Annotated in this window: 23 protein-coding genes; 9 read left to right on the forward strand and 14 right to left on the reverse strand. The window is 71.9% G+C overall.

Annotated features, from left to right (window positions below):
* Positions 1-30 precede the first annotated feature (30 nt).
* Together AB0K60_RS07515 and AB0K60_RS07520 are read right to left on the reverse strand one after the other, a co-directional pair.
* On the reverse strand, positions 31-405 hold the full coding sequence (locus AB0K60_RS07515) for a VOC family protein (protein ID WP_364049677.1): 375 nt from the start codon (positions 403-405) through the stop codon (positions 31-33).
* The gene (locus AB0K60_RS07520; protein ID WP_364049679.1) at positions 402-1244 is read right to left on the reverse strand and encodes a helix-turn-helix domain-containing protein; all 843 of its coding nucleotides are present in this window, start codon (positions 1242-1244) and stop codon (positions 402-404) included. The genes AB0K60_RS07515 and AB0K60_RS07520 overlap by 4 nt, the downstream gene beginning before the upstream one ends.
* A gap of 249 nt (positions 1245-1493) precedes the next feature.
* Between AB0K60_RS07520 and AB0K60_RS07525 the strand changes: the two genes are divergently transcribed.
* Positions 1494-2609, forward strand: a complete 1116-nt coding sequence (locus tag AB0K60_RS07525) for an exo-alpha-sialidase (protein WP_364049681.1) — start codon at positions 1494-1496, stop codon at positions 2607-2609.
* Positions 2610-2850: 241 nt separating this feature from the next.
* Positions 2851-3189, forward strand: a complete 339-nt coding sequence (locus AB0K60_RS07530; RefSeq protein WP_364049683.1) for a MoaD/ThiS family protein — start codon at positions 2851-2853, stop codon at positions 3187-3189.
* 27 nt (positions 3190-3216) lie between these two features.
* Here AB0K60_RS07530 and AB0K60_RS07535 read toward each other — a convergent pair whose 3' ends face one another.
* The 5 genes from AB0K60_RS07535 to AB0K60_RS07555 all read right to left on the reverse strand — a co-directional run bounded on the left by AB0K60_RS07535 (position 3217) and on the right by AB0K60_RS07555 (position 8363).
* Entirely contained in the window at positions 3217-3492 is a 276-nt protein-coding gene (locus AB0K60_RS07535) for an isoamylase early set domain-containing protein (RefSeq protein WP_364049685.1), read from the reverse strand.
* A 128-nt stretch (positions 3493-3620) separates the two neighbouring features.
* Positions 3621-4805, reverse strand: coding sequence for a 4-hydroxybenzoate 3-monooxygenase (pobA, locus tag AB0K60_RS07540; protein ID WP_364049686.1), 1185 nt, complete (start codon positions 4803-4805; stop codon positions 3621-3623).
* Positions 4806-4880: 75 nt separating this feature from the next.
* Positions 4881-5666, reverse strand: coding sequence for an IclR family transcriptional regulator (locus AB0K60_RS07545; RefSeq protein ID WP_364049688.1), 786 nt, complete (start codon positions 5664-5666; stop codon positions 4881-4883).
* Positions 5667-5778: 112 nt separating this feature from the next.
* Positions 5779-6693: an aminoglycoside phosphotransferase family protein gene (locus AB0K60_RS07550; protein ID WP_364049690.1), complete on the reverse strand. Its 915-nt coding sequence runs from the start codon at positions 6691-6693 to the stop codon at positions 5779-5781.
* Positions 6690-8363: a helix-turn-helix transcriptional regulator gene (locus AB0K60_RS07555; protein ID WP_364049692.1), complete on the reverse strand. Its 1674-nt coding sequence runs from the start codon at positions 8361-8363 to the stop codon at positions 6690-6692. Before AB0K60_RS07555 ends, AB0K60_RS07550 begins: the two co-directional genes overlap by 4 nt.
* A 255-nt stretch (positions 8364-8618) precedes the next feature.
* Here AB0K60_RS07555 and AB0K60_RS07560 point away from each other — a divergent pair, with 255 nt between their 5' ends.
* A complete protein-coding gene (locus tag AB0K60_RS07560; protein WP_364049694.1) occupies positions 8619-8918 on the forward strand; it encodes a hypothetical protein in 300 nt (99 codons plus the stop codon).
* Between the two features lie 234 nt (positions 8919-9152).
* On the opposite strand, the gene cysS is transcribed toward AB0K60_RS07560, so the two are convergent.
* The 3 genes from cysS to AB0K60_RS07575 form a co-directional block, all read right to left on the reverse strand.
* Complete coding sequence (cysS, locus tag AB0K60_RS07565; protein WP_364049696.1) at positions 9153-10553, reverse strand: cysteine--tRNA ligase; 1401 nt, start codon at positions 10551-10553, stop codon at positions 9153-9155.
* A 191-nt stretch (positions 10554-10744) separates the two neighbouring features.
* The gene (locus tag AB0K60_RS07570) at positions 10745-11530 is read right to left on the reverse strand and encodes a DUF427 domain-containing protein (RefSeq protein WP_364049698.1); all 786 of its coding nucleotides are present in this window, start codon (positions 11528-11530) and stop codon (positions 10745-10747) included.
* A 633-nt stretch (positions 11531-12163) separates the two neighbouring features.
* Positions 12164-13294, reverse strand: a complete 1131-nt coding sequence (locus AB0K60_RS07575) for a glycosyltransferase family 4 protein (RefSeq protein ID WP_364049700.1) — start codon at positions 13292-13294, stop codon at positions 12164-12166.
* 76 nt (positions 13295-13370) lie between these two features.
* On the opposite strand from AB0K60_RS07575, the gene AB0K60_RS07580 reads away from it, so the two are divergent.
* The 3 genes from AB0K60_RS07580 to AB0K60_RS07590 all read left to right on the forward strand — a co-directional run bounded on the left by AB0K60_RS07580 (position 13371) and on the right by AB0K60_RS07590 (position 19316).
* The gene (locus AB0K60_RS07580) at positions 13371-14186 is read left to right on the forward strand and encodes a PIG-L family deacetylase (protein WP_364049702.1); all 816 of its coding nucleotides are present in this window, start codon (positions 13371-13373) and stop codon (positions 14184-14186) included.
* 331 nt (positions 14187-14517) lie between these two features.
* Complete coding sequence (locus tag AB0K60_RS07585; RefSeq protein ID WP_364049704.1) at positions 14518-15591, forward strand: lysylphosphatidylglycerol synthase domain-containing protein; 1074 nt, start codon at positions 14518-14520, stop codon at positions 15589-15591.
* A gap of 335 nt (positions 15592-15926) precedes the next feature.
* Complete coding sequence (locus AB0K60_RS07590; protein ID WP_364049706.1) at positions 15927-19316, forward strand: BTAD domain-containing putative transcriptional regulator; 3390 nt, start codon at positions 15927-15929, stop codon at positions 19314-19316.
* A gap of 24 nt (positions 19317-19340) precedes the next feature.
* Here the strand turns inward: AB0K60_RS07590 and AB0K60_RS07595 are convergent, their stop codons facing one another.
* From AB0K60_RS07595 to AB0K60_RS07605, 3 genes are read right to left on the reverse strand one after another with little or no spacing between them, the layout of a single operon-like run.
* On the reverse strand, positions 19341-19865 hold the full coding sequence (locus AB0K60_RS07595) for a hypothetical protein (protein ID WP_364049708.1): 525 nt from the start codon (positions 19863-19865) through the stop codon (positions 19341-19343).
* 51 nt (positions 19866-19916) lie between these two features.
* Positions 19917-20069: a hypothetical protein gene (locus AB0K60_RS07600; RefSeq protein ID WP_364049710.1), complete on the reverse strand. Its 153-nt coding sequence runs from the start codon at positions 20067-20069 to the stop codon at positions 19917-19919.
* Positions 20066-20254: a hypothetical protein gene (locus AB0K60_RS07605; protein ID WP_364049712.1), complete on the reverse strand. Its 189-nt coding sequence runs from the start codon at positions 20252-20254 to the stop codon at positions 20066-20068. The genes AB0K60_RS07600 and AB0K60_RS07605 overlap by 4 nt, the downstream gene beginning before the upstream one ends.
* Positions 20255-20522: 268 nt before the next feature.
* Here AB0K60_RS07605 and AB0K60_RS07610 point away from each other — a divergent pair, with 268 nt between their 5' ends.
* Positions 20523-21059: a VTT domain-containing protein gene (locus AB0K60_RS07610; protein ID WP_364049714.1), complete on the forward strand. Its 537-nt coding sequence runs from the start codon at positions 20523-20525 to the stop codon at positions 21057-21059.
* Positions 21060-21086: 27 nt separating this feature from the next.
* Positions 21087-22016: a serine hydrolase gene (locus tag AB0K60_RS07615; protein WP_364049716.1), complete on the forward strand. Its 930-nt coding sequence runs from the start codon at positions 21087-21089 to the stop codon at positions 22014-22016.
* A 19-nt stretch (positions 22017-22035) separates the two neighbouring features.
* Here the strand turns inward: AB0K60_RS07615 and AB0K60_RS07620 are convergent, their stop codons facing one another.
* On the reverse strand, positions 22036-22857 hold the full coding sequence (locus AB0K60_RS07620; RefSeq protein WP_364049718.1) for an RNA methyltransferase: 822 nt from the start codon (positions 22855-22857) through the stop codon (positions 22036-22038).
* 310 nt (positions 22858-23167) lie between these two features.
* Between AB0K60_RS07620 and AB0K60_RS07625 the strand changes: the two genes are divergently transcribed.
* Positions 23168-23761, forward strand: coding sequence for a cation transporter (locus tag AB0K60_RS07625; RefSeq protein WP_364049720.1), 594 nt, complete (start codon positions 23168-23170; stop codon positions 23759-23761).
* Positions 23762-24099: the final 338 nt, after the last annotated feature.

Raw genomic sequence — 24099 nt, forward strand, 5'->3', positions numbered from 1 at the left:
GTGGGTGAACGCGTGCGGAGCGCCGCGCCGTCAGCGGGGGGACATGACCTCGTAGAGGTTGCCGGTGCGGTCGGTGAAGAACAGCCCGCGCGGGCACAGCGGGTGGTCGGTGCGGCCGTTGTCCGGGCTCCAGGGGCGGTTTCCGTACGGGACGCCGAGATCGTGCAGGCGGGCCAGGACGCCGTCGAAGGCGTCGGGGTCCACGTCGAAGGCGAGGTGCACGCCCACCGGGCAATCGACGGTCATGAACTCCAGCGTGAGCTCGTCGTTGACCTTGACCGGGATGAAGTGGCCCTTCGCGCCGGAGGGGGGCAGGCACTCCAGGCCCAGGACGACGGCGAGGAAGCTCGCCGCCTCCTGATGGTCGAGGGCGGGGACGATCGTGTGGTTGAGGGCGATGGTCACCCTTCCTCCTTTGGCTCGTGGGGATTTTGGCGCTCGTGAGGCTCGTGTCCGGGAGCGAGGGCACCGTGCAGGAACACCTCGACCAGCTCGGCCGGGCTGATCTCAAGCAGGGCGCTCGACGAGGGCGTCCGATCCCCCTCCGCCTGGTCGGCGCGATCCGCCTGGCCCGCCTGGTCCACTGGGTCCACCTGGTCCACTGGGTCCTGCGGAGCCGTTGCGTTCGTCCCGCCCGGTGAGTCCGCGCGGGCGGCCTGGGAGGATCGGGCGGCGGTCAGACGGGGACGGGCGAACATCAGGCCGACGAAGATGGCGGCGGTCTGCTCGGCGGAGAGGCGCAGCGAGTCCCGCTCCGGCTCGAAGAGGTCGGCGACCGCGTCACGGATCATCGCCATCGACGCGGCCCTGGCGTCCACGCCGCGCGAGCCCGGCCTGCCGCGATCCCTGGGCGCGGTGGGATCGCCGGAGGCGCCGCGACCTCGGTGGCCTCCGGCCATCAGCGCCCCCGCGATTGTGCCGATGCGGGTCAGGTGGGCGTCGAGCGCTTCGAGGGCCTCGACGAGCCGGGCGGACAGCGGCTGGTCGAGCGGGATGGAGGCGATCTCCTTGACCGCGTGGTCGGGCCGGACCGCCTCCTTCATGCAGGCGCCGAGCAGCTCCTCCTTGTCGGCGAAGACGCGGAAGATCGTGGCCTCGCCGATGCCGGCGGCCCTGGCGATCTGGCTGGTGGTGACGGCGGTGCCGTACTCGGCCAGGAGGGGAAGCGCGGCGGAGACGATCATCGCCTTGCGCCGCTCGGGGCTCATGCCCGGCGCCCTGCGCCGGGGTGGGGTCTGTGTCATGCGTCCACCATACGGAGTGAGTACTCACTCCGTCAATAGCGAAGTGAGTACTCACTCCGATAAAGCTCGAAAATCTTGTCGGATGCGCGATGAGTTTTCTGTCGGTGTCGGGTCGTAACCTCATGGGTCATGACCAGGCCGTTTCAACGGCGTCCCGGGAGGGGATCCGTTGGGGCACGCCGCAGGTCAGGCCATGGCCGGAAGGGCCGTCCGCGCCAACGGGACGGCCACATGCGAGAGGACGTCGACATGAGTCGAGTACGGGTGCTGGTGGGCACACGCAAGGGCGCGTTCATCCTGACCTCGGACGGCGGGCGCGAGCGCTGGGAGGTCAGCGGGCCGCACTTCGCCGGGTGGGAGGTCTACCACCTCAAAGGGTCGCCGGCCGATCCCGACCGGATCTACGCCTCCCAGTCCGGCGGCTGGTTCGGGCAGGTCATTCAGCGGTCGGACGACGGCGGGCTGAGCTGGCGGCCGGTGGGCAACGAGTTCGCCTACGAGGGCGTGCCGGGCACCCACCAGTGGTACGACGGCACTCCGCACCCGTGGGAGTTCGCCCGGGTGTGGCACCTGGAGCCCTCGCTCACCGACCCCGACACCGTGTACGCGGGCGTGGAGGACGCCGCCCTGTTCCGCTCGGCGGACGGCGGGCAGACCTGGCAGGAGCTGGCCGGCCTGCGGGGGCACGGCTCGGGGTCGCAGTGGCAGCCGGGCGCGGGCGGCATGTGCCTGCACACGATCATCCTCGATCCGCGGGACTCCGGGCGCATCACCGTGGCGATCTCGGCGGCGGGCACGTTCCGCAGCGACGACCACGGCAAGACCTGGCAGCCCATCAACCGGGGCCTGCGGTCGGGGGGCATCCCCGACGAGGACGCGGAGGTGGGCCACTGCGTGCACCACATCGCCCTGCACCCCTCGCGCCCCGACGTGCTGTTCATGCAGAAGCACTGGGACGTCATGCGCAGCGACGACGGCGGCGACTCCTGGCGGGAGATCAGCGGCGACCTGCCGACCGACTTCGGCTTCGTGATCGACGTGCACGCCCACGAGCCGGAGACCGTCTACGTCGTGCCGATCAAGAGCGACTCCGAGCACTTCCCGCTCGACGGCCGGTTGCGCGTCTACCGCAGCCGCACCGGCGGCGGCGAATGGGAGCCGCTCACCAAGGGCCTGCCGCAGCGGGACTGCTACGTCAACGTGCTGCGCGACGCCATGGCGGTCGACTCGCTCGACGAGTGCGGCGTCTACTTCGGCACCACCGGCGGCCAGGTGTACGTCTCGCCCGACTCCGGCGACAGTTGGACGCCCATCGTCCACGACCTGCCGCCCGTCCTGTCCGTCGAGGCCCAGACCCTGCCCTGACGCCGGACCCGGACCTCATCCTCCAAAGGGTCCCCGAAAGGGTCCTCGGAAGGTCCCCGAAGAGGCCCACGAGTGGACACCCATCGTCCGCGACCTGCCGCCCGTCCTGTCCGTCGAGGTCCAGTCCAGACCCTGCCCTGACCTCGGGCCCGAACCTCATCCTGCAAAGGGTCCCCGAAGAGGCCCACGGAGAGGTCCCCGAAGAGGCCCACGAGAAGTCCGCCAGAAAGGAGCTGATCCTATGAGTTCGCCGACGGGACCGCCGACGGGCCGGGACACGTCGATCGTCCGCGTGGTCCTCCCGGCGCACCTGCGCGTGCTCGCCCAGGTGGACGGCGAGGTGGAACTGCCTGTGCGGGGCCACCCCACCCAACGCTCCGTCCTCGACGCCCTGGAAGCCCGCTACCCGGCGCTGCGCGGCACCATCCGCGACCACGCCACGCAGCGCCGCCGCGCCTTCGTCCGCTTCTTCGCCTGCGAGCGGGACCTCTCCCACGAGTCCCCCGACGCTCCGCTCCCACCGGCCGTCGCCTCCGGCACCGAGCCCTACCTGGTCGTCGGTGCCATGGCCGACGGATAGGGAGAGCGGCGGGCGGGAGATGCCCGGTCAGAGGTGGATGAGGCTGCCCTCGTGGTCGATGTGGTCGGCGTTCTCGTCGTCGAACCAATGGCCGCCGGTGGCGAGGTAGCGGAAGCGATGGGTTCCCCGGGGAAGGATCACCGAGACGGTGCGGGTGCCGTTGCGGCGGCGGGTCAGTTCGTGGCTGCCCGGGCGCCAGTCGTTGAAGTCGCCGACGACGCTGACCACGCCCTCGGGCTGGTCGGCGGGAAGGGAGAAGGTCACGCGGGTCTTGTTTCCGAACAGCGGGGTACGCCTGAGCATTGCATCCTCCTTGGGGCGGGGACGACCGTACTTTTGCCCCTTCGGGAATCCGGAGGAAACCGGACACGCCGGACTTAACACAGTGTTCACGATGGTGTATCCGGCGGTCCGGTTTGCCGGACGAGGGCTCAGGCGTCGAGGGTACCGAACGGTTCGAACGGCAGGCCCACGTAGTTCTCGGCGAGGGTGGTGGCGGCGGCCTCCGAGGAGGTCACGTAGTCCAGGTAGGAGCGCTGGAGACGGCGGCCGTAGGCGTCGTCGGACTCGAACGTGTGCAGCAGGGTCGTCATCCACCAGGAGAAGTGCTGGGCGCGCCACACGCGCTTGAGACACGCCTCCGAGTAGCCGTCCAGCAGGTCGGCCGAGCCGGTGGCGTACCAGTGGCCGATCGCCTCGGCGAGCAGGCGCACGTCCGCCGCCGCCAGGTTGAGGCCCTTGGCGCCGGTGGGCGGCACGATGTGGGCGGCGTCGCCGGCCAGGAACAGGCGGCCGTACCGCATGGGCTCGGCCACGAAGCTGCGCATCGGCGTGATGCCCTTCTCCATGATCGGGCCGCTGGCCAGGGTGAAGCCGGGCACGGTCTCCAGGCGGTTGCGCAGTTCGGCCCAGATGCGCTCGTCCGGCCAGTCGTCGAGGGAGGCGTCGAGCGGCACCTGGAGGTAGAAGCGGCTGACCTCGGGCGAGCGCATGCTGTGCAGCGCGAAGCCGTCGTCGGTGGCGGCGTAGATCAGCTCCTCGGAGGAGGGCTTCACCCGGGCCAGGATGCCGAGCCAGGCGAAGGGGTACACGCGGTCGTAGACGGTGAGCACGCCCTCGGGGATCGACGGGCGGGAGACGCCGTGGAAGCCGTCGCAGCCGGCGATGAAGTCGCACTCCAGCCGCTGTCCCTGGAAGGTGATGGACGGCGTGGCGGTGTCGAGGTCGTGCAGCTCGACGTCGGGCACCTCGAAGTGGATCGCGCCGCCCGCCTCCAGCCGCGCCGCGATCAAGTCCTTGACCACCTCCTGCTGGCCGTACACGGTGATCGCCCGGCCGGGCACGAGCCGCTCGAAGGGGATGCGGTGGCCCGCGCCGCCGTACCGCAGCTCGATGCCGAGGTGCGGCAGGCCCTCGCGGCGCATGCGGTCGCCCACCCCGGCGGCGTTGAGGATGTCCACGGTGCCCTGTTCGAGCACTCCGGCGCGTACCCGGCTCTCGCAGTAGGCCCTGCTCCGCAGCTCCAGGATGACCGAGTCGATGCCGCGCAGATGGAGCAGATGAGACAACAGGAGGCCCGCCGGTCCGGCCCCTACGATTCCGACCTGAGTTCGCATACCACCGATCCTCCAATCACGTGGCCAGGGCGAACGGCCCGCGCTTCCACCCACCGGAACCCGGAGGCGCGGAGGTCAGCGAATCTCCAGGTCCCGGGAGAGCAGACGGGCCGCCGTGCGCACCACCGCGCCGAAGCGCTTGACGTCCGAGCTGTGCCGCCACGCCACCACCGACAGCGCGGCGACCACCTCCTCCCCCGGCCCGTACACCGGCGCCGCGACCGAGCAGGTCCCGATCGACATCTCCTCACAGGTGTAGGCCAGACCGGTCCGGCGTATCTCGGCCAGGTCGGCGCGCAGCCGCCCCGGGTCGGTGATCGTGTTGGGCGCGTGCGAGGTGAGCTTGCGGGCCAGCAGCCGCTCGGCGAGCTCGGGCGGGCTGAAGGCGAGCAGCACCTTGCCGACACCGGTGGCGTGCAGCGGCAGCTCGGAGGCGACCCGCGTCAGCACCGGCACCGACTTGGGCCCGCGCAGCCGCTCGATGTACATCGCCCGGCCCTCGTGCAGCACCGCGAGCTGGATGTTCTCCCGGGTCTCGGCGTACAGGTCCAGCATGTACGGCAACGCCAGCTCCCGCAGCCCGCGCGGCCCGGCCGCCTGCGTGCCGATCTGCCACAGCCGGGTGCCCACCCGGTAGGACGCGTCCGGCAGCCGCTCCAGGAAGCCGCCCGTGACCAGCTCGGCGATGAGGCGGTGCCCGGTCGCCAGCGGCAGGTCGGCACGGCGGCAGATCTCGGTCAGCGTCAGCCGTACGTCGCCCGGGACGAACGCCGCCAGGATGCGCATGACCTTGCCCGCGACCGTGGGAGGCGTCCCGCCGGACGTGGGCCCCGCAGCAGGCCCGGTCGTAGGCCCAGACATGGGCCCGGACATAGGCCCGGACATGGGTCTGGACGTGGGCTTGGGCACAGGCCCGGCCGGGGACGTGGACAGGGGCAGAGGGGTCGGCATGAACGCAGCGTACGCCGGGTCGTCACCTTACGCCGACCGCGGGCTCGGCCATGTACCACCGTGCCTGCCCATCGCCGCTGGTCAGCGAGTCGAGGCGGCGCGGCAGCTCACGCCGGGAGAACGGATCCCCGGCCGCGTTACGGATGTGGATGCCGATGGCGTACATGTCCCTGATCTCCATCAGGGTGCCGTACCCGGGCCACTCCCGCAGGTCGAAGCCGTAGGAGCGGGCGAACGCGTCCACCTCCCACTCCGACAGGCCGAAGCGGCGCTGCCCGTGGTAGGTGTGCACCAGATCCCATTCACGGGGCCCGACCGCCACACCGTCCCAGTCGCACAGCAGCGCGTGGCCGTCGCGGCGGCGCAGCAGGTTGTCGATCCACGCGTCGCCGTGCAGCAGCACCGGCGGGCCGCAACTCTCCAGATCGTTCCAGCGCTCGGTCAGCTCGTCGATGCGGTCGCGCAGCCACGCCCGCTGGTCGGAGGTGAGCACCTCCGAGCGCGACTCCACCGCGCCGCGCACCTCGGCGAGGGGGTCGGCCAGGCGCTTGACCGGAAACGGGGGCACCGGCTGGCGGTGCAGGTGGCGCAGGATGCGGCCCAGCTCCCGGGTGGTGGGACGGCCGCTGACCGGGACGTACTGCCAGAAGGTGACGATGCGTCCGTCGTGCTCGATCGGCTCGTCGGAGATGTCGTCGGCGGGCCGTACGGAGGGGAAGCCGCGCCGGGCGAGCCAGCGCGCCACCGCGAGCGCGGCCTGGAACTGGGGGATCAGGTCGGGCGTGGCGGTGATCCGGACGATCACGCCGGTGCGCAGCTTGAACACGGCGTTGCTGCGCAGCCGCAGCAGTTGCGCGCCCCGAGTGTTCACCCCGAGCCGCCCGCCGACCGAGTGCAGGACGCCGAAAACCTCCTCGGCGAGGGCCCCGGCGATCACGCGAAGTCCATCGTGGGCCGCCCGGGCCGCGCGTGCTCGGAGGGGACCCGCCCCAGGTCGCGTTGGACGTCGTGCCCGAGATCGCGTTGGAGATCATGCCCGAGGTCGCGGGCGAGATCGTCCCGTGCGGCCGTGCGGGACGCGGCGGACTCGTGGCCCTCCTGCTCGGCGGAGCGCTGCGGGAACTGGGTCGCCAGCGTCTGCACGGCGAGCGCCTGGGCCAGCGGCGTCTGCGGCAGGGTGTCCATGAGCAGCTCGTGCAGGTGCCGTACGGCCTGCGCGTCCCGCTGCTCCGGCGGCACCGAGGTGAGCAGCGCGTGCGCCCGGTTCACCACGATCGAGGTGCGCTGCTCGATCGGCACCTGGAGCAGCGCCTCCACCGCGAGGCCGCAGGCGCCCTCCATGTCGCCGTCGCGGGCCAGGTGCTCGGCCTGCTCCAGCAGCACCAGACCCAGGTCGAGGCTGTGGAAGCTCTCGCCCGAGCGCAGCGCGGACTCCTCCACCTGGAAGGCACCGAGCTCGATCAGCGTGCCGGTGCGGTAGAAGTGCAGGCGCCGCTCGGAGAAGGCGAAGGCGAGGTCGTCCTGGCTGCTGCCGCGCATCCGGGCGAAGATCTGCTCGGCCTCGGCGAGCGCCGCCTTGGCCGCCTTGCGGTCGCCGAGGCGGGCCAGCGCCCGCGCCTCGGCCGCCGCCGCCAGCGCCGCCGGGGAGCTGGGGGCGTTTCCGGCGAGCATGCGAGCCTCGCGGGCGAGCCGTACGGTGTCGGTGAGGTCGCCGTAGTAGTAGGAGAGCATCGTCTCCTGGGCCCGGACCAGGGCGCGCAGACGCAGGTCGCCGATGTCGTCGGAGGCGGTGCGGGCGGTGCCGTACCAGGCGGCGGCCTGCCGGGTGTCGCCGAGCCGCATCAGCGCGTCGGCGGCGAGCAGGGCGAGCATCGTGGTGGCGTGCAGCAGGCGGCGCTGTACGGCGGCGGGCTGGCGCAGCGCGAGCAGGCGGCGCACCCCGGACAGCTCCAGCATGAGCCGGCACAGCATCGTCACCGACGCGGTGTCCATGTACTCGCGGCGGAACCGCAGGACCTGCTCGTCGAGCCGGTCGAGCTGGTCCTCGGTGGCGTTGCCCGCGGCGAGGGCGAGGTCGATGTCCTGGCGGGTGCGCTCCACCTCGGCGAAGAAGCGCCCGCCGGGCAGGGCCGTGCTGAGCAGCATGTCGTGGAAGAGCGCGCGACGGTCGGCGTCGTCGTCGGCCTCCTCGATGATCGACTGGCCGACCGGACCGTCCTGGCCGCCCGCCTGGACGACGACGACCTTCTGCGTGTCGCCGTCCTCGCAGTAGTCGGCGGCGAGGCCGAGGCGCACGGCGTTCGCCTTATACAGCCGGGCCAGCAGGTCGATGGTCTGCGGGCGGGGGCGGGCGCGGCCGTTCTCCCAGGCGTTCAGCAGGTCGATGCTGGCGCGGGGGGAGCCGAGGTCGTTGTCGTCACAGAGGTACTCAAGCTCCTGGATCGCCTGGCGGGCGGACCAGCCTCGGGCGAGCCGATGTGCCTTGAGCAGACCGACGCCACAGCATCCATGGATCGCTTGGACGGTCTGCCACATGGTCCATTGCCGCGCCTCGGCCTGCTGCCGCCAGCGGCGCGCGCACGCCGGCGAGTGCTCTCCACGGGCCATCCACACCCTCCGCGTCGGAGTGTTGGGTCGTACGAATGTTTCCCCGATGTAAACCTGGAACCACGATAACGCGCCGACTGTTACGGGAACGAGGCCGTAACTCCGTGCCCACTCCACGCAAAGTACGCCGAATCCGCGTGTATTCCACTGATCACGAAATATCCACCGATTGATGGACCGTCGCCGCCGGTTCACTCTGTCCCATGACGGTCGTCCCCAGGCGGCCGTCCCACCATCTCGACCGGGAGACCAACAATGACCACAACAGATCTCAAGGGCACGGCGCACGAGGCCCGCGAACATCTGGAGCGGCTCGCCGCTCAACTGGAGGCCCACGCCTTCCAGGTGCGTCTGTCGGCGCCCTCCGGTCTGTATCCCCGGCTGCGGGTGATCAACCCGCTCGCGCCCTCGGTCACCGAGGACGTGCTGGCGGCCGACTCCGCCGACGGCGAGTGGTATTTCTGGCTCTCCTGGGCGGGTCGTATCGGTCACGCGTCGGACATCGTGACCGCCGCCGAGCGGATCGCCAGCGTACTCCACGTCATCCGGCGCTAGCGGGGCATCCGACGCTGACTGGGCATCCGGCACCGGCGGGGCGGCCGGTACGACGGCCGGCGCGGACGCGTCGCACGGCGACGGTCCGCGCGGCCGGCGCCGGGGCCGCCGCCGGGACCATCAGAGCCACCGGGACCACCGGGGCCGCCGGAGGGGTCGGCGCCGGGATCGGCACCGGGTCCGGCACGCGACGCCGGGGCGTCAGGAGCGTCAGGGGCGTCCGGAGAGAGGAGGTCATCCGGCGACGGACGCGGGAGGGCAGCCGGTCTCGTCGCGGTGCGGGCGCACGCCGCTCATCGCGACGCCCACCTGCGCCAGCAGCCGGTCGGCGAGCGCGTCGTCGCCGCGGGCCCTGGCCGTGTCCGCCAGGCCCGTGACCAGATCGGCCAGGGCGAGGGCGGTGCCCTCCAGCCGCGCGTCGCGGGCGCGCCGCCTGGCCCACCGCTCGTCGAGGGGGTCGAGGCCGAGCACCCCGAGCATGGCGCGCAGCCGCGTGTAGGCGTCCGCGAGCCCCTCCTCGTCGCCCGCGGCGAGCGCGCGGTTGCCGTCGTTCACCGCCGCCCAGACGACGGTGAGGCCGCGGGGCACGTTCAGGTCGTTGTTCATCGCCGCCGCGAACTCCGCGGGGACCTCGGCGGCGGGCGCGGCGTGCGGCAGCCGGTGGGAGGCGCGCAGGGCGAAGCCCTCGATGCGGCGGAAGGCCGCCGCCGCGTCGCGCAGGGCCGTACGGGAGAACTCCAGGTCCGAGCGGTAGTGCGGCGTCGCCAGGTAGTACCGCAGCTCGATCGGCCGGACGTCGGCGAGGACGCGCGCCAGCGAGAACGGGCTGTCGGCCGACTTGTGAATCTTCTCCCCGCCGCGGGTCACCGTGCCGCCGTGCAGCCAGAACCGGGCGAACCGGTCGCCCGCCGCCCGGGACTGGGCGATCTCGTTCTCGTGGTGCGGGAAGATCAGGTGGGCCCCGCCGGCGTGGATGTCGAACTCCCGGCCCAGGTACTTGCGGGCCATCACCGAGCACTGCAGGTGCCAGCCCGGCCTGCCCTCGCCCCACGGGGTCTGCCAGAACGGCTCGCCCGGCTTGGCCCGCTTCCACAGCGCGAAGTCGGAGGGGTCGCGCTTGCCCGCGCCCGGCTCGCCGGGCAGCCGGATGTGCTCGCGCCGCTGCCGGGAGAGCCGGCCGTACTCGGGGAACGAGCTCACCGAGAAATAGACGTCGCCGTCGGACACGTAGGCGTGCCGCGCCTTAATCAGTTCCTCGATGAGTTCGATCATCTCCAGGACATGGCCGGTGGCGCGTGGTTCCACGGTGGGCGGGAGACAGTTGAGCAGGTCGTACGCGTAGAAAAAAGAACGGTAATTGTCCTCCGCGATCAGCCACCACGGCACGTTTTCCGTGAATGCGCGGCGCAGAATCATGTCCTCCATGTCGGTGACATTTCTGCACAGCGTCACCCGGCACCCGAGATATTCCATCCAGCGGGCGAGGACGTCGAAGCCAACCTGGCATCGAAGCTGTCCGACGTGCGGCGGGACCACCACGGTCGGGCCACAGATATAAATGGACACTTCACCGCCACGACGCGGCGTGAATTCCTGGACCGCACGGCTGTACGTGTCGTAGAGTCGCAGCGACATGATTTCGAGCGTAGGGGGGAGCGGATGATCTGTCGATACGATCGCATGTTAAATCTAACGCAAGATCAGACATTTCGCCTCTTACGCCGCCTTAACCGGAGCAATCGGGATCAAAAGTCCGTGCGGGCACGCCAAATCAGGGGCGGGAAAAACCCACCCCTGATAACCGCGCCGAACGCGCGTGCCGTATCTCAGAATTTCGCCTTCGGGCGTTCCTGGAGGACCCCGTCGAGGTAGATGTCGACCTTCTCGTTGTAGAACGACATCAGCCCGGCGATCTTCTGACTCTCCGGCAGAGGCATCCGGTACGACCACACGATGTCCTTGTGGGCGTCCTTATCGGCGCCCTTGTCGGCACCCTTATCGACACCCGCGTCGGCGTCCGGGAGGACCACCGACCAGTATTCCGCCTCCCCCTTGTAGGGGCAGTGGGTGACCGTGTCGGTGTGTTCGAGCAGGTCGAGCCGCACGTCCGTCTTGGGCAGGTAGTAGCGCGGCGGCAACCCGGTCTCGAACAGGATCCGCGGGCTGTGCGAGTCGGCGACCGTGACCCCGTCGATCTCGACCCGGACGTGCCGACTGCTCGCCAGGATGTCGACCCGGCTGTACGGGTCGCGAGGGTGCGTGAAGATTTCCTCGTCCTCCTCGAACCAGGCATCCATCGCGCCCCAATCGAACCGTACGTGCCCTTTGATCTCCTCCATCGGCGAGTCGAGGTAGACCAGCGCGGCGTCCTGGCGGTCGCCCACCGAGTGAACGTGCGCCTCGCCCCTGCTCGGGGAGTGCCGGGTCTCCCCGGTCGCCTGCAGCAGGCCGCGATCGACGTCATCGAGGGGGAAATAATAGGTGGGATAGTACGGCACCTCCCACACCATCAGCACCCGCGTGCTGTCCGCGATCGCCCGCCCGTCCAGGTAGACGCGTACACGTTTGGCCGTCGGCTCGACCCGCACCCGGCCTCGTCGGTTCTGCTCCATGCCGCCGCAAACCGTCCCGCGCGCCCTCCTATTCCGCCTCCGCCGGCGGCCCCGGTCCGGTCGCGCCGCGCGCCGCCGACCCGCCCGGGGCTCACGGCGGAGCGTCGCGGCCTCACCGCGGCGTTCCACGACGGTGAAGCACAAAGGAAACATTTACACGCTTTGTCCGAAACATGCGTTTCCTACGCTCTTGGACGTGATGGGAGATTCAATCCGATCGGCCGCAACGTCGAGCACGTCACCCCACTCTCCATGGTTCCTCCGGCCACGCCATACCTGACCCGACATGCCTGACCCGACATGCCTGACCCGACATGGCTGACCTGACATGCCTGACCCGTCACCGCCGCCGATGAGGGGGAGGTGCCGACGGACTTCCTCGGCCGCTGCGAGCAGTCACTTTTCCTCAATGCGCACAAGTACGTGTTCATCAACCGTCCGCATGGGAAGTCTAAGATCAACGAGAGGAGATGGAGCCATGAGAAGGATCCAGATCGTGCAACGGCCCCGGCCCCCGAAGCGCCCCGAGCCCCTCGACCTGCGCACCCCGTCCGGCCGCCGCCTCCCCTTCTAGCCCCGCCGATAGCCCGCCGACCGGAGCGGCCCGTCCGCCGCCCCGATCCCACCCCGTTCTCACCGGGCGGCGCGGCCCGACGCCCCGCCTCCGCGCTCCACCGCCAGCTCATAGCACCGGTCGAACCCCGCCAGCACCGCCGGCCAGGAGCATCTGACCGGCTCCGTCGCCCGGTTGTGCTCGGCGATCGCCCTCCGCAACCCGGCGTCCCCGGCGAGCCTCGCCACCGACACCGCCAGCTCCTGGAAGCTGCGCCCCAGCAAACCCTCCTTGCCGGGCCGTACGAAGTCGGCGACCCCGCTCTGCGCCCGCGCGACCACCGGCACCCCCGCCGCCCGCGCCTCAAGCGCCGCCAGCCCGAACGACTCGCGAGGCGCCGGAGCGACGAACACGTCGGCCGAGTCGAGCAGCTCACGGATCTGCTCCCGGGTGTACCGCCCGGGCATCGACACCCACCGCATGCCCCGCGAGCGCAGGTAGCGCTCCATCGAGGCCCGCGCGGGCCCGTCCCCGACGACCGTCGCCCGCATCTCGACGCCCGGGGACACCCGCCGCCGCGCCTCCTCAAACAGCTTCAGCAGCCGCAACGGCTGCTTGCGCGGCGCGAGCCGCCCCACCGCCACCACGTGCACGGCCCCGTCGCGATCGGGACGCCGCACCGGACCGGTGGGCCGCCAGGCCGACAGGTCAAGACCATTGGACACCACCCGCACCGGCACCCGCGGCCCCGCCACCCGCCGGATCGGCCGCGCGGCGGCCTCGCTGACCGCCGTGCCCACCAGCCCCCAGCGGTTCCAGTGGAACATCGCGTTCAGCGCCCGGTAGACGCCCCGGGTGACGGGATCCCACATGCTGTGCACGGTGACCACCACCGGCAGCCCGGCCCGCGCCGCGGCCCGCACGCCCATCCACGCGAACGGCGAGACCGCCCCGGTGTGCACGTGCACGACCTGGGGACGGTACGCGGTCATCACCCGCAGCAGCCTGCTCGTGCCGCGCGGATGCACCGGCAGATCGTACGGCAGGGCGGCGACGACGCGGACGACCCCGTCGATGGGCGGCCCGGCGGTCGCCGTCGCCACCCGCACCTCGTGCCCGGCCTCCCGCTGCGCCCGCACCAGGTCGGCGACCTGTACCTCGATGCCTCCCAGCCGGGGCAGGTAACAGTCACTGACGTGAAGGATCCTCACCGGGCACACCCTAACGCCGCAGCGTCCGGGACGGGCAGGGGACGATCATGAACCGGCGCATGGAATCATTGCTGAGGTGTCACGCACAGCGGTCTTCTTCCACGCTCATCCTGACGACGAAGCGCTGCTGACGGCCGGGACCATGGCCATGCTGGCGGCGGAGGGACACCGGGTCGTCCTCGTGGTGGCCACGGCGGGCGAACGCGGCCTGGCCGAGCTGCCGCACGGCGACCGGCTCGGCGAAGCGCGCATGGCCGAGCTGTACAAGTCGGCCGCGGGCCTCGGCGTGGCCCGGGTCGTACGGCTCGGCTACAGCGACTCGGGCCTGGCCACCGGCGGCGGCGCGCCCGAGGACCGCCCGGCGGACGCCTTCATGGACGCCGACACCGAACAGGCCGCGCGGAAGCTGGCCGACGTCCTCATCGAGGAGAAGGCCGACCTCGTGACGATCTACGACCCGGCGGGCGGCTACGGCCACCCCGACCACGTGCAGGTGCACCGGGTCGGCAGGCGCGCGGCCGAGATCGCGGGCACGCCGATCGTGCTGGAGGCGACCGTCAACCGCGACCCGCTGCTGCGGCTGCTGCGCCTCGCCGGGCGCTTCTACCGGTTTCCCCCCGACTTCGACATCCGGGCGTTCGAGAGCGCCTACTCCCCCGGCTCGGCGATCACCCACCGGATCAACGTACGCCGGTTCGCCAAGGCCAAGCGGGCCAGCATGGCCGCGCACGCCACCCAGACCAAGGGCGGCGACGGCGACCGCACCCTCGCCCTGATGCTCAAGCTCCCCGGCCCGCTGTACCGCCTGGTCTTCGGCACCGAGTGGTACGTGCGCCGCGATCTGCCCGCGGGCACGCGCCTGCGCCATCCCTTCGACTCCTGGCCGAAGTGACCCCTACCCTCCTACGAGGCGTCCCGTAAGGGTTGGGTCCTCCAAAAGAAGGATGAGCCGGGGCCGGAAGCACGATAAGCATGACGTGCGGGTCCGGCAGACTGAACTGGGAGCTCGACGGGCCGTCCACGTGGGGTGGACGGCCCGCGCGGGCATCCAGGTGGTGACCGCTGGAACAGGAACGACCGGGCGGAACCGACCGCTCGGGTGAAGCGCGGCAACCGGCCCGCTCGCGTGGTGCGGACGGGCCGCGGCGAGCGGATCGCGACGAACCGGGGAACGGCTCCGGGGGAACGGGCCAGGGGAACGACGACCTTATGGGGGACCGGCGATGAGGAACACGTGGGTGCAGATCGTGCTGTCCGTGGCCTCGCTGGCCCTCGCCGTCGCCCTGGTCGTCTTCCTGCCGCAGATCGTGCAGGCCCTCACCAAGACCAAGGTGAGCTGGGCCGAGATCGGCGCCCAGTTCGCCGGGTTGAGCCTGCCCATGATCGGCCTGATGACGCTGCTGTGGATCGCCAGCCTCCTGGCGTACACCTTCGTGCTCACCTCCTCGCTCCCCGGCCTCACCCACCTGCAGGCGCTGACGCTCAACGCGGGCGGCAGCGCGGTGAGCAACCTGCTGCCGTTCGGCGGCGCGGCCGGCATCGCGATGACCTTCGCGATGACCAAGGGCTGGGGCTTCCCCGTCCGCCCGGTGGTGGTCTCCACCCTCGTCTCGGGCATCTGGAACACCCTGTTCCGATTCATCCTGCCCGCCGTCGGCATCGTCGCCCTGCTCTCCGCGGGCAAGGCGCCCAACCCCACCGTGGCCAACGCCGGCTGGGTGGGCGCGGTGTCGATCCTCGCCCTCGTCGCCGTGGTCGCCGCCGCCCTGTACTGGGACCGCGCCGCCCGCCTCCTGGGCCGCGCCCTCGACGCCGCCGTACGGCTCGCGCCGCCGGCGATCCGCCCGCCCGACCGCTGGGCCTCGGCGGCGATCGAGCGCCTGCGCGGCGACACGGCCGAGATCGTGCACCGCCGCTGGCCCGGCCTGTCCGGCGGAATGATCGCGTTCCTCGCCTTCCAGTGCCTGATCATGGCGGCCTGCCTGGTCGCGACCGGCGCCTACCCAGGCCCCGCGGAGACCATCGCGGTCTTCGCGCTCAGCCGGGTGCTCACCACGGCGGTGATCACCCCGAGCGGTGCCGGAATCATGGAGGGCGGGGTCGCCACCCTGCTGGTCTACTTCGGCGAGTCCGCGGCCGAGGGCGCCGCCGCCGCGCTGCTGTTCGGCTTCTGGACGTACACCATCGAGATCCCGGCGGGCGGTCTCGCCCTGGGCGCCTGGGCGCTGCTGCGCCGCCGCAACGCCCCCGTGCCGGACCCCGCCGAACCCGCCCCGCAAAGCTCCCCCCAGCGCTGACGACGCCACACCCACCCCCCGGCGGCGACCGGCGAAAGCGGGCCAGCCGAAGCAGGCGGATGACCGCACGCCGATGCCGACGGACGTGGTGCCCTTCGTCCGCGATCGCCCGATGTTCACCTGGCTCGTTTACGCGGCTCGAATCGCCGACAACGCGGCGTCAACCGAACTCCAACCAAGCGGAGATCCCGCTATTGATAACCTGTGGGCACTCGCCGCCGTCCGGCCCCGCCGGAACGGCAGGAAACACGCGGGCAGACGAGCAACGATAGGCAGGTCGGCCTTGTCAAATACCTTGTGCGCGCTTCACGGGCACGCATAGCGTGGCGGCTGACATGGTGGCGTTCCGGGTTCTCGGGCCGGTCGAGGCCTACGAGGGAGACAACGAGCTCGACCTCGGCGGGCTGCGGCAACGTGCCGTGCTCGCGCGGTTGCTCGTCGCACGCGGGCAGGTGGTGCCCGTCGACACGCTCATCTTCGACCTGTGGTCCGACGACGCGGTCAAGGGCGCTCAGTCCGGCCTGCAGGTCTACATCTCGCGGCTGCGGCGCGTGCTGGAACCGGGCCGCCCGCGCGGCGGACCCAACCGGCTGCTGGTGACGGTCGCCTCCGGATACGCCCTGCGCACCGCCCCCGAGCAGGTGGACGCGCTGCAGTTCGAGTCCCTGGTCCGCGGCTCCGGAGAGCGGCTCGACGCCGACAACCCGCAGGCCGCCCGCGCCGGTCTGGAGACCGCCCTCGGCCTGTGGCGGGGCACGCCGTACTCCGACTTCGCCGAGCAGTCGTGGGCGGAGGCCGAGGTGACCCGCCTGTCGGAACTGCGCCTGGTGGCCCGCGAGCGGCACGCCGACGCCGGGCTGCGTATGGGCCTGCACGCCGAGACCGTGCCCGACCTGGAGGCCCTCACCACCGAGCACCCGCTGCGCGAGGAGGGCTGGCGGCTGCTCGCCCTCGGCCTCTACCGGTGCGGACGGCAGGGCGACGCGCTGGCGGCGCTGCGCCGCGCCCGCAACACGCTCGCCGACGAGTTGGGCATCGACCCCGGCCCGGCGCTGCGCAAGATGGAGTCCGACATCCTCGCCCAGGATCCGGGCCTCGACCTGGTCGCCCCGGCCCGGCGCGTGCCGGACCTGTCCTCGACCTGGCCGCCGCGCCCCGCCGAGGTCCCGTTCGGCTCGGGCGTCACCCAGGACCTGCCGCCGCTTGAGCCCGAGCCGTTCGTCGGCCGCGACGACGAGCTGACCACGCTGCTCGGCGCGGCGCCGAAGGCGCTGGCCGGCCGGTTCAGCCTCGCCGTGGTCGACGGCGACGCCGGCGCCGGCAAGAGCACGCTGATCCGGCAGCTCGGCCTGCGGCTCGCCACCGACGGCTGGCTGACCGCCTCCGGCGGCTGTCCCGACAGCACCGCCACCCCGCCCGGCTGGGCCTGGGTGGAGATCCTGCGCTCGCTCGTCGGCCGGATCGGCGCCGGCGAGTACGGCCCGCTGCTCGCGCCGCTGCTCGACGACGCGGCCCCCGCCGACGAGGACGACGAGGTCGGCGGCGGCTTCCGGCTGCATCGGGCGGTCGGCGGCTACCTGTCGGCCGTGGCCCGCGAGGCCCCGCTGCTGATCACGCTGGAGGACCTGCACTGGGCCGACGACCAGACGCTCGCCCTGCTGCGGGCGCTGCCCAGCCTGGTCGCCGCCAGCCGCGTGCTGCTCGTGGTGACCTGCCGCGACAACGAGCTGAACGACCAGCAGTCGGAGGTGCTCGCCGCACTGGCGCGCCTCGGGCCGGTACGCGTCGCGCTTGAGGGCCTGGACAGCGAGGCGGTGGCCGAGCTGGTCCGGGCGACCTGCGTCCGCGACGTGGACGAGGAGGCCGTGCACACGATCGTCGAGCGCACCGGCGGCAACCCCTTCTTCGTCCGGGAGACCGCCCGGCTGCTCGACGCCGAGCAGGTCGACGGCCGCGCCAGCGCCGCCGAGCTGATGTCGGTGGTGCCGAGCGGGGTGCGCGAGGTACTGCGGCGGCGCATCACCCGGCTGCCGGCCACCGCGCAGCAGGTCCTGCTGCAGGCGGCCGTCATCGGCCGGGTCGTGGACGTGGACGTGCTGATCGACGTGTCCGGCGACGAGGACGCCGTCGTGGACGCGGTCGAGGCCGGGCTGCTCGCCGGGCTGATCACCGAGCCGGGCCCGGGCATACTGAGCTTCGACCACGCCCTGGTGCGCGACACCCTGTACTCCGACGCCTCCCGGCTGCGCCGCTCGCGGCTGCACGCCGCCGTCGCCTCGGTGATCGAGCAACGTTCGCCGTCCGACGTGGCGGCCCTGGCCCACCACTACTACGCGGCCGGCACCGCCGAGACCGCGGCGAAGGCGGTCAACTACGCCGGGCTCGCCGCCGAGCAGGCCGAGCGCCGCTTCGCCCACCGCGAGGCGGCCCAGCTCTGGCAGCAGGCGATCAACGCCTTCGACCGGGCGCATCCGGACGGCGCGGCCCCCAAGGAGCGGTTACGGCTGCAGTTACGCCAGATCAAGGCCCTCGCCCTGGCCGGGGACATGGCGGCGGCGCGCTCGCTGCGCCGCAAGGCCATGGACGCGGCGCTGCCACTGGGGGATCTGGAACTGACCGCGCGGCTCGCCGCCTCGCTCGCCGTGCCGCACAAGGGCATGGCGCGCGACTTCACCCGTACGGCCTGGGAGATCGTCGACGTCACCGAGAAGGCGCTGGTCGAGCTGCCGCCGGGCGAGCAGTCGCTGCGGGCGAGCCTGCTGGCGACGCTCGCGCTGGAGCTTGAGGGCTCCGACACCGGCACCAACCGCGGCCAGCAGGCCTCGCTTGAGGCCGAGGAGCTGGCCCGGCGGAGCGGCGACCCCGCCCTGCTCGCCACCGCGCTGAGCGGGCGGCTGCGGCAGTCGTACGGGATCCCGGCGGTGGGCGAGCGCGAGGCGATCGGCCGCGAACTGGTCGAGGTCGGGCAGGCGAGCGGGCAGCCCGCGGTGCAGGCGCTCGCGCACCTGGTGCTGATGGAGTGCGCGGCGGCGCGCGGCGACTTCGCCGAGGCCGACAAGCAGATCGCCGCCGCCGAGGCGCTCGCCCGGCAGTACGACCTGCCCGCACCGGCCGCCGTCGCCGCCTGGTACGCCGGGCAGCGCCTGATGATCGCCGGGGACTACCCGGGCGCGGAGGCCGCCTACCGCAACGCCGCCCGGCTCACCGCGCGGGCCGGCATGCTGGAGGGCCGCCAGGACCTGCCGCTGATCACCTCGTTCTGCCTGGCCCTGGTGGAGGGCCGGGCCGCCGACATGGTGGAGCCGCTCGGCGAGGCGCACCAGCGCAAGGCCAAGTGGACGCTGGACGCCTACGCGCTGGCGCTCGCCGCGGCCGGGCACGTCAAGGACGCCCGGGCGATCGCCGCCGTCCGCACCCCCGTACGGCCGGACTTCCTGTACGAGCTGGCGATGACCTGGCGGGCCCTGGCGGGCATGCTGATCAACGACAACGGGCGCATGCAGGAGGCGTACGACACCCTCACCCCGTTCTCCGACCGGATCGCGGGGGCGGGCACCGGCGTGGTCGCGCTGTGGCCGGTCGCGCAGACCCTGGGCGACCTCGCCCGGCACCTGGGCCGCACGGACGCGGCGCGCGGTCACTACGAGAAGGCGCTCGCGGTCGCCGAACGGGTCGGCGTGCCCCGCTGGGTCACGGCCGCGCAGGAGGCGCTGGACCACCTGTGAGCCCCGGGGGGCCACAAGCAGGGGTCAGCAGGTCACCTCGAAGCCCTCGCTGCGGTAGGTGCCGCCGGGCTGGACCTTGATTTCGACCCGGTACCAGCCGGGGTTGGCGACGATCTGGGGGCGCCACCGCACCGGCCGGGTGGTGTCGGCGAAGCCGGCGGACGCGGACATGTACGGACGCCACGAGTGCGACGTGTCGCTCCAGCGCTGCAGCCGCCACTGGTAGACCGCGACGCCGTTCTCGGCGGTGACCAGGGTCTGCGCCTGGTAGGCGCGGCGGCAGGACGCCTCGGACGCCCCGGTCTCGGCCGACACGGCGCTGATCGTGACCAGGCCCGGCTTCGGCCGTGCCTCCAGCGTGACCGGCAGGGGGCGGGCGTCCGACGAGATCAGGTGGACGGTGGCGGGCCGCTCGGCGGTGGTGTGCGCCGTGGAGGCCGCCTCGGCGCCGACGTACACGGCCGTGAACGCGAGGGTGGCGATGAACAACCTCGCCGCCGTGGCACCGCCACTCGCCACCGCCGACATCAGGCCGTCTCGCATGCTCATGACCCAACTCCCCTTCGTTCACCTCAAGGTGTACGTGTGGGGGGTTACGCCCTACTTGCCGTCGGCTTGCAGCGAACTGATGGCTGATATGAGCAGGTGAAGGCCGAATTCGAAGTCGGCGTCGTCATCGTCGTCGGTGAGCCGGTCCAGGAGCGCGGCGGCCCTCGGGAACTCGTCGGCCACGTCGCCCGGAGGAGTGGTCAAATCGTCGTCATTTCGCCCAAACCGTTCTCACGCAGGATGGTACCCAGCGCGTACGCGATTAGTACGCGTAGTACGCGCATGCTGCGGACGGAGGCCGGCCCGTCGAACCCGGCGTCGGCGGCGATGGTCGGGGCGTGCTCGACGGGCCGAAGCGTCGCCGAGGCCATCGACGTGCGTGTGATCACCAGTGTTCGCCCGCAGACGAACCCAGCGGTCCCCTCCACCGGCGACGTGTGCGCACGGGCTATCGTGAGGTCACACATATCCGCAGCGACGGCACAACCGGCGGTCGGCGCGCCCGGCGAACCCGGTGACCTGATGGCGGACGTCCGTCCGGCCTCCGGTCGTGACACGCCGATCGCGGCCCCGGCTCCCCGAAGGCCGGGGCGATACGTAATAATTAGGTAAGCCTGCCCTAATCCTCTCGTAGGCGTGAAAGTGGTGAGGCGCGCGATGAGCATCCCCGACCCCACGGCCTCCTCGGTGCTCGGCATGCCGCTTTGGCTGTGGGCCCTCGTCTGCGTGCTGATCATGTTCGTGCTGTTCCAGTTCTACTACTGGCTGGGCCGCAAACTGGGCGAGCGGCTCTACGAGTCCCGCCTGGGCCGCAAGATCGGCCGCCACCGCATTCTGAAGGTGGAGAACCTGGTGCGGCGGCGGGGCGCGGTCGCCGTCTTCGGCTGCTTCTGGGTGCCGGTGCTGCGCCACACCCTGCCCTCCTGCGCGGGCGTGATCCGGATCTCCTACCCGTGGTATGTGGTGGCCAGCGCGCTCGGCGCGCTGCTGTGGACGCCGCCCTGGGTGGTGGGCGGATACGCGGTCATCTGGGCCTGGCTGCAGGTGGCCGCGCGGTCCCCGGTGCTCGCCGTGATCGCGCTGGCCGTCGCGGTGCCCGCCGTGGTGGCGCTGTTCGCCTGGCGTCGCCGCCGCCGTCGGGCCGCCCCGGAACCGGTCCAGTCCGAGACCACCTCGGCAGGTCTCCCCTCCTGATCCGGATCACGGTGTCATCATGACCGAATGCGTATCCGGGCATTCCTGACCGCGATCCTGACCACGTCGCTCTCCGCGATCATCCTGCCGCTCGGCCTCGCCCACCCCGCGGGCGCGTCCCAGCATGATGCGTCACAGCATGATGCGTCACAGGGGTCATCCGGGACATTCGCGCCCGCCGTACGGGCGCCCGTCCTCGCGCCGGCCACGCCGAAGATCACGGCCAAGGCGGCGTACCTGGTGGACCTGACGACCGGCACCGAGCTGTACGCCAAGAACGCCGACCGCCAGGTGCCCGTCGCGAGCCTGGCCAAGGTGATGACCGCGTACGTGGTGCGCCAGGAGGGCTCGCTCGACGACCTGATCACCATCACCCGCCAGGACGTACTGCACGCGGCGAACAACGGCGCGAGCCACGCGGGCCTGCGCGCGGGCGAGCGCCTCACCACCAGGGACCTGCTCTACGCCCTGATGCTGCCCTCGGCGGCCGACGCCGCCAACGCCCTGGCCCGCCGCTACGGCCCGGGCACCGCCCGGTTCGTCGCCAAGATGAACGACGCCGCCCGCGACCTCGGACTCGACCGCACCCACTACACCAACGTCGACGGGCTGCCCCGGCCGGCGCTCGGCGGCCACTCGACGGCCCGCGATCAGACCCGCCTGGCCATGGTCGCGCTCGCCGACCCGGTCATCGCCGAGATCGCCGCGACCGCCCGCCACCGGCTGCCCACAACCGCCGACCACCGCGCGCACGTCTGGAAGAACTCCAACAAACTGCTGACCCGGGTGCCCGGCACGTTCGGGCTGAAGACCGGCTTCACCCGGGCGGCGGGCTTCTGCCTGTCCTTCGCCGCCGTCAAGGGCGGCCACACGCTGTTCGGCACCGTGCTCGGCGACACCACCGACGCCCGCCGGTTCCGTTCCGCCACCCGCCTGCTCGACATCGTCCAGGTCTAAAGGCCCGCCGACGATCCGATCACCGCATGAGGCCGTGGCAGGCGATGGCGGCGGCGGCCACGACGTTGAGGGAGTCCACGCCCAGGCTCATCGCCGCCGGGCTCATCGGGATGCAGACCCGCTCGTCGGCCTCCCGCAGCCAGCGGGAGGACAGGCCGTCGCCCTCCGAGCCGAGCAGCAGGGCGACGCGATCCCCCAGCACGGCCTTGTCGATGGGGGTGACGGTCTGGTCGGGGGTGAGGGCGAGCATCCGGAACCCGGCCTCGCGCAGCCGGTCCAGACCGTCGTACCAGCCGGTCATGCGGGCGTAGGGGATGGCGAAGACCGCGCCCATGGACACCTTGATCGACCTGCGGTACAGCGGATCGGCGCAGCGGGGCGACAACACGATCGCGTCCACGCCGAGGGCGGCGGCGCATCGGAAGATCGCGCCCACGTTGCCGTGGTCCACGAGGTCTTCGAGCACCACGACCCGGCGCGGCGGCCGAGGGCCCGCCAGCAGCTCCTCCACGGCCGGGAGCGGCTTGCGCCCCATCGAGGCGAGCGCGCCCCGGTGGACGCGGAACCCGGTGATCCCCTCCATGACCTCGTCGGCGACGACGTACGCCGGGGCCGCCACGCCGTCGAGGACGTCGCGGATCGAGTCGAGCCATTTGGCCGTCAGGAGCAGGGAGCGGACCGGGTACCCGGTGGCCGCGGCGCGGCGGATCACCTTCTCACCCTCGGCGATGAACAGGCCGCGCTCGGCCTCCATGCTCTTGCGCAGTTCCACGTCGCGCAGCCGCGTGTAGTCGGCGATGCGCGGATCGGCGGGGTCGCTCACCGGGACGATGTCGGCCATTGGCCAAGCCTATGGCCTGCGCGGCGGCGGCCCGGCGACGCCCGAGCCCGTCCCGCGGCCACGCCCGGGCGCGCTCACGGGCCATGACCGACGCGCCGGCGGGTCCCGGCGACGCCGCCATTCGGGCCCGCGCGTCCGGCCAGGCGGAAAGGCGCACCGGTCCGGGCGAACACCCCCCACGCATCCTCCGGGCGTGTGAAACTTAGCGTGATGGGTAGATCACTCTAGGTCGCGGGGCCGGAGTGTCGATGAGCGGAGGGTCACGGTGCCTGACCAGCGTACGGAGGCGCGCCCGGCCGTAGCAGCCGACATGTGGATGAGAGACGCGCGCCTGGCCCGCACGCTCTCGCTGGTGACACTGGGCTGGCTCGTCGCGGAGAGTGGCCTCGGACTGGCCGCGGGGTTCGAGGCCCACTCGGTCGCGCTGATCGGGTGGGGCGTCTCCGCGTTGGTGGAGGGCATGGCCGGGCTGATCGTGGTGTGGCGGTTCACCGGCTCGCGGCTGCGTTCCCCGGCCGCCGAGCGGGTGGCGCGCCGTCTGGTCGCGGTGAGCTTCTGGGTGCTGGCGCCGTACCTGATCGGCCATGTCGCCTATGACGTGTCGTTGGGCTACCGTCCCGAGCCGACCGCGCTCGGCATCGCGGTGACCACGATCAGCCTGGTAAGCATGCCCCTGCTCGGCGTGGCCAAGCGCCGCCTCGGCGCCCGGCTCGGCTCCCCGGCGACGAGGGGCGAGGGCACCCAGAACCTGCTGTGCGCGGCGATGGCCGGGGCGGTGCTGGCCGGGCTGGCGTTCAACGCCCTGGGCTGGTGGTGGGTGGACGCGCTGGCGGCGCTGGCCTTGGCCGCGACGGCGGTGCACGAGGGCCGCAGGGCGTGGCGCGGCGAGGCCTGCTGCCACTGAAGGATGACCAGCGCGATGGTCAACCCCTGCCGGCGCAGCGCGTCGACGACCAGGCGGGCCGTGCCGGGCTCGGCCCACACCTGACACCTGCCGCCGCGCAGCACGACCGCCCTGACGCAGTCGAGGTCCCGCAGCGCGCTCCGGGCGTCCGACGGATCGACGACGTCCGCGAACACCAGGTCGCCGGGGGTGCCCGGCCGGGCGGATCGCGGCGGCCCCGGCACCGCCGCCGCCGTCTTCTCAACTGTCTCGACGGCCATGGACATGCGCGGCAACTTCCTGCGGGCGGACATCGGTCAACGCGATGTATCGCGATTACAGGACTTACGATACATCGC

The organism is Thermopolyspora sp. NPDC052614 (assembly GCF_040678635.1).
Classification (GTDB): domain Bacteria; phylum Actinomycetota; class Actinomycetes; order Streptosporangiales; family Streptosporangiaceae; genus Thermopolyspora.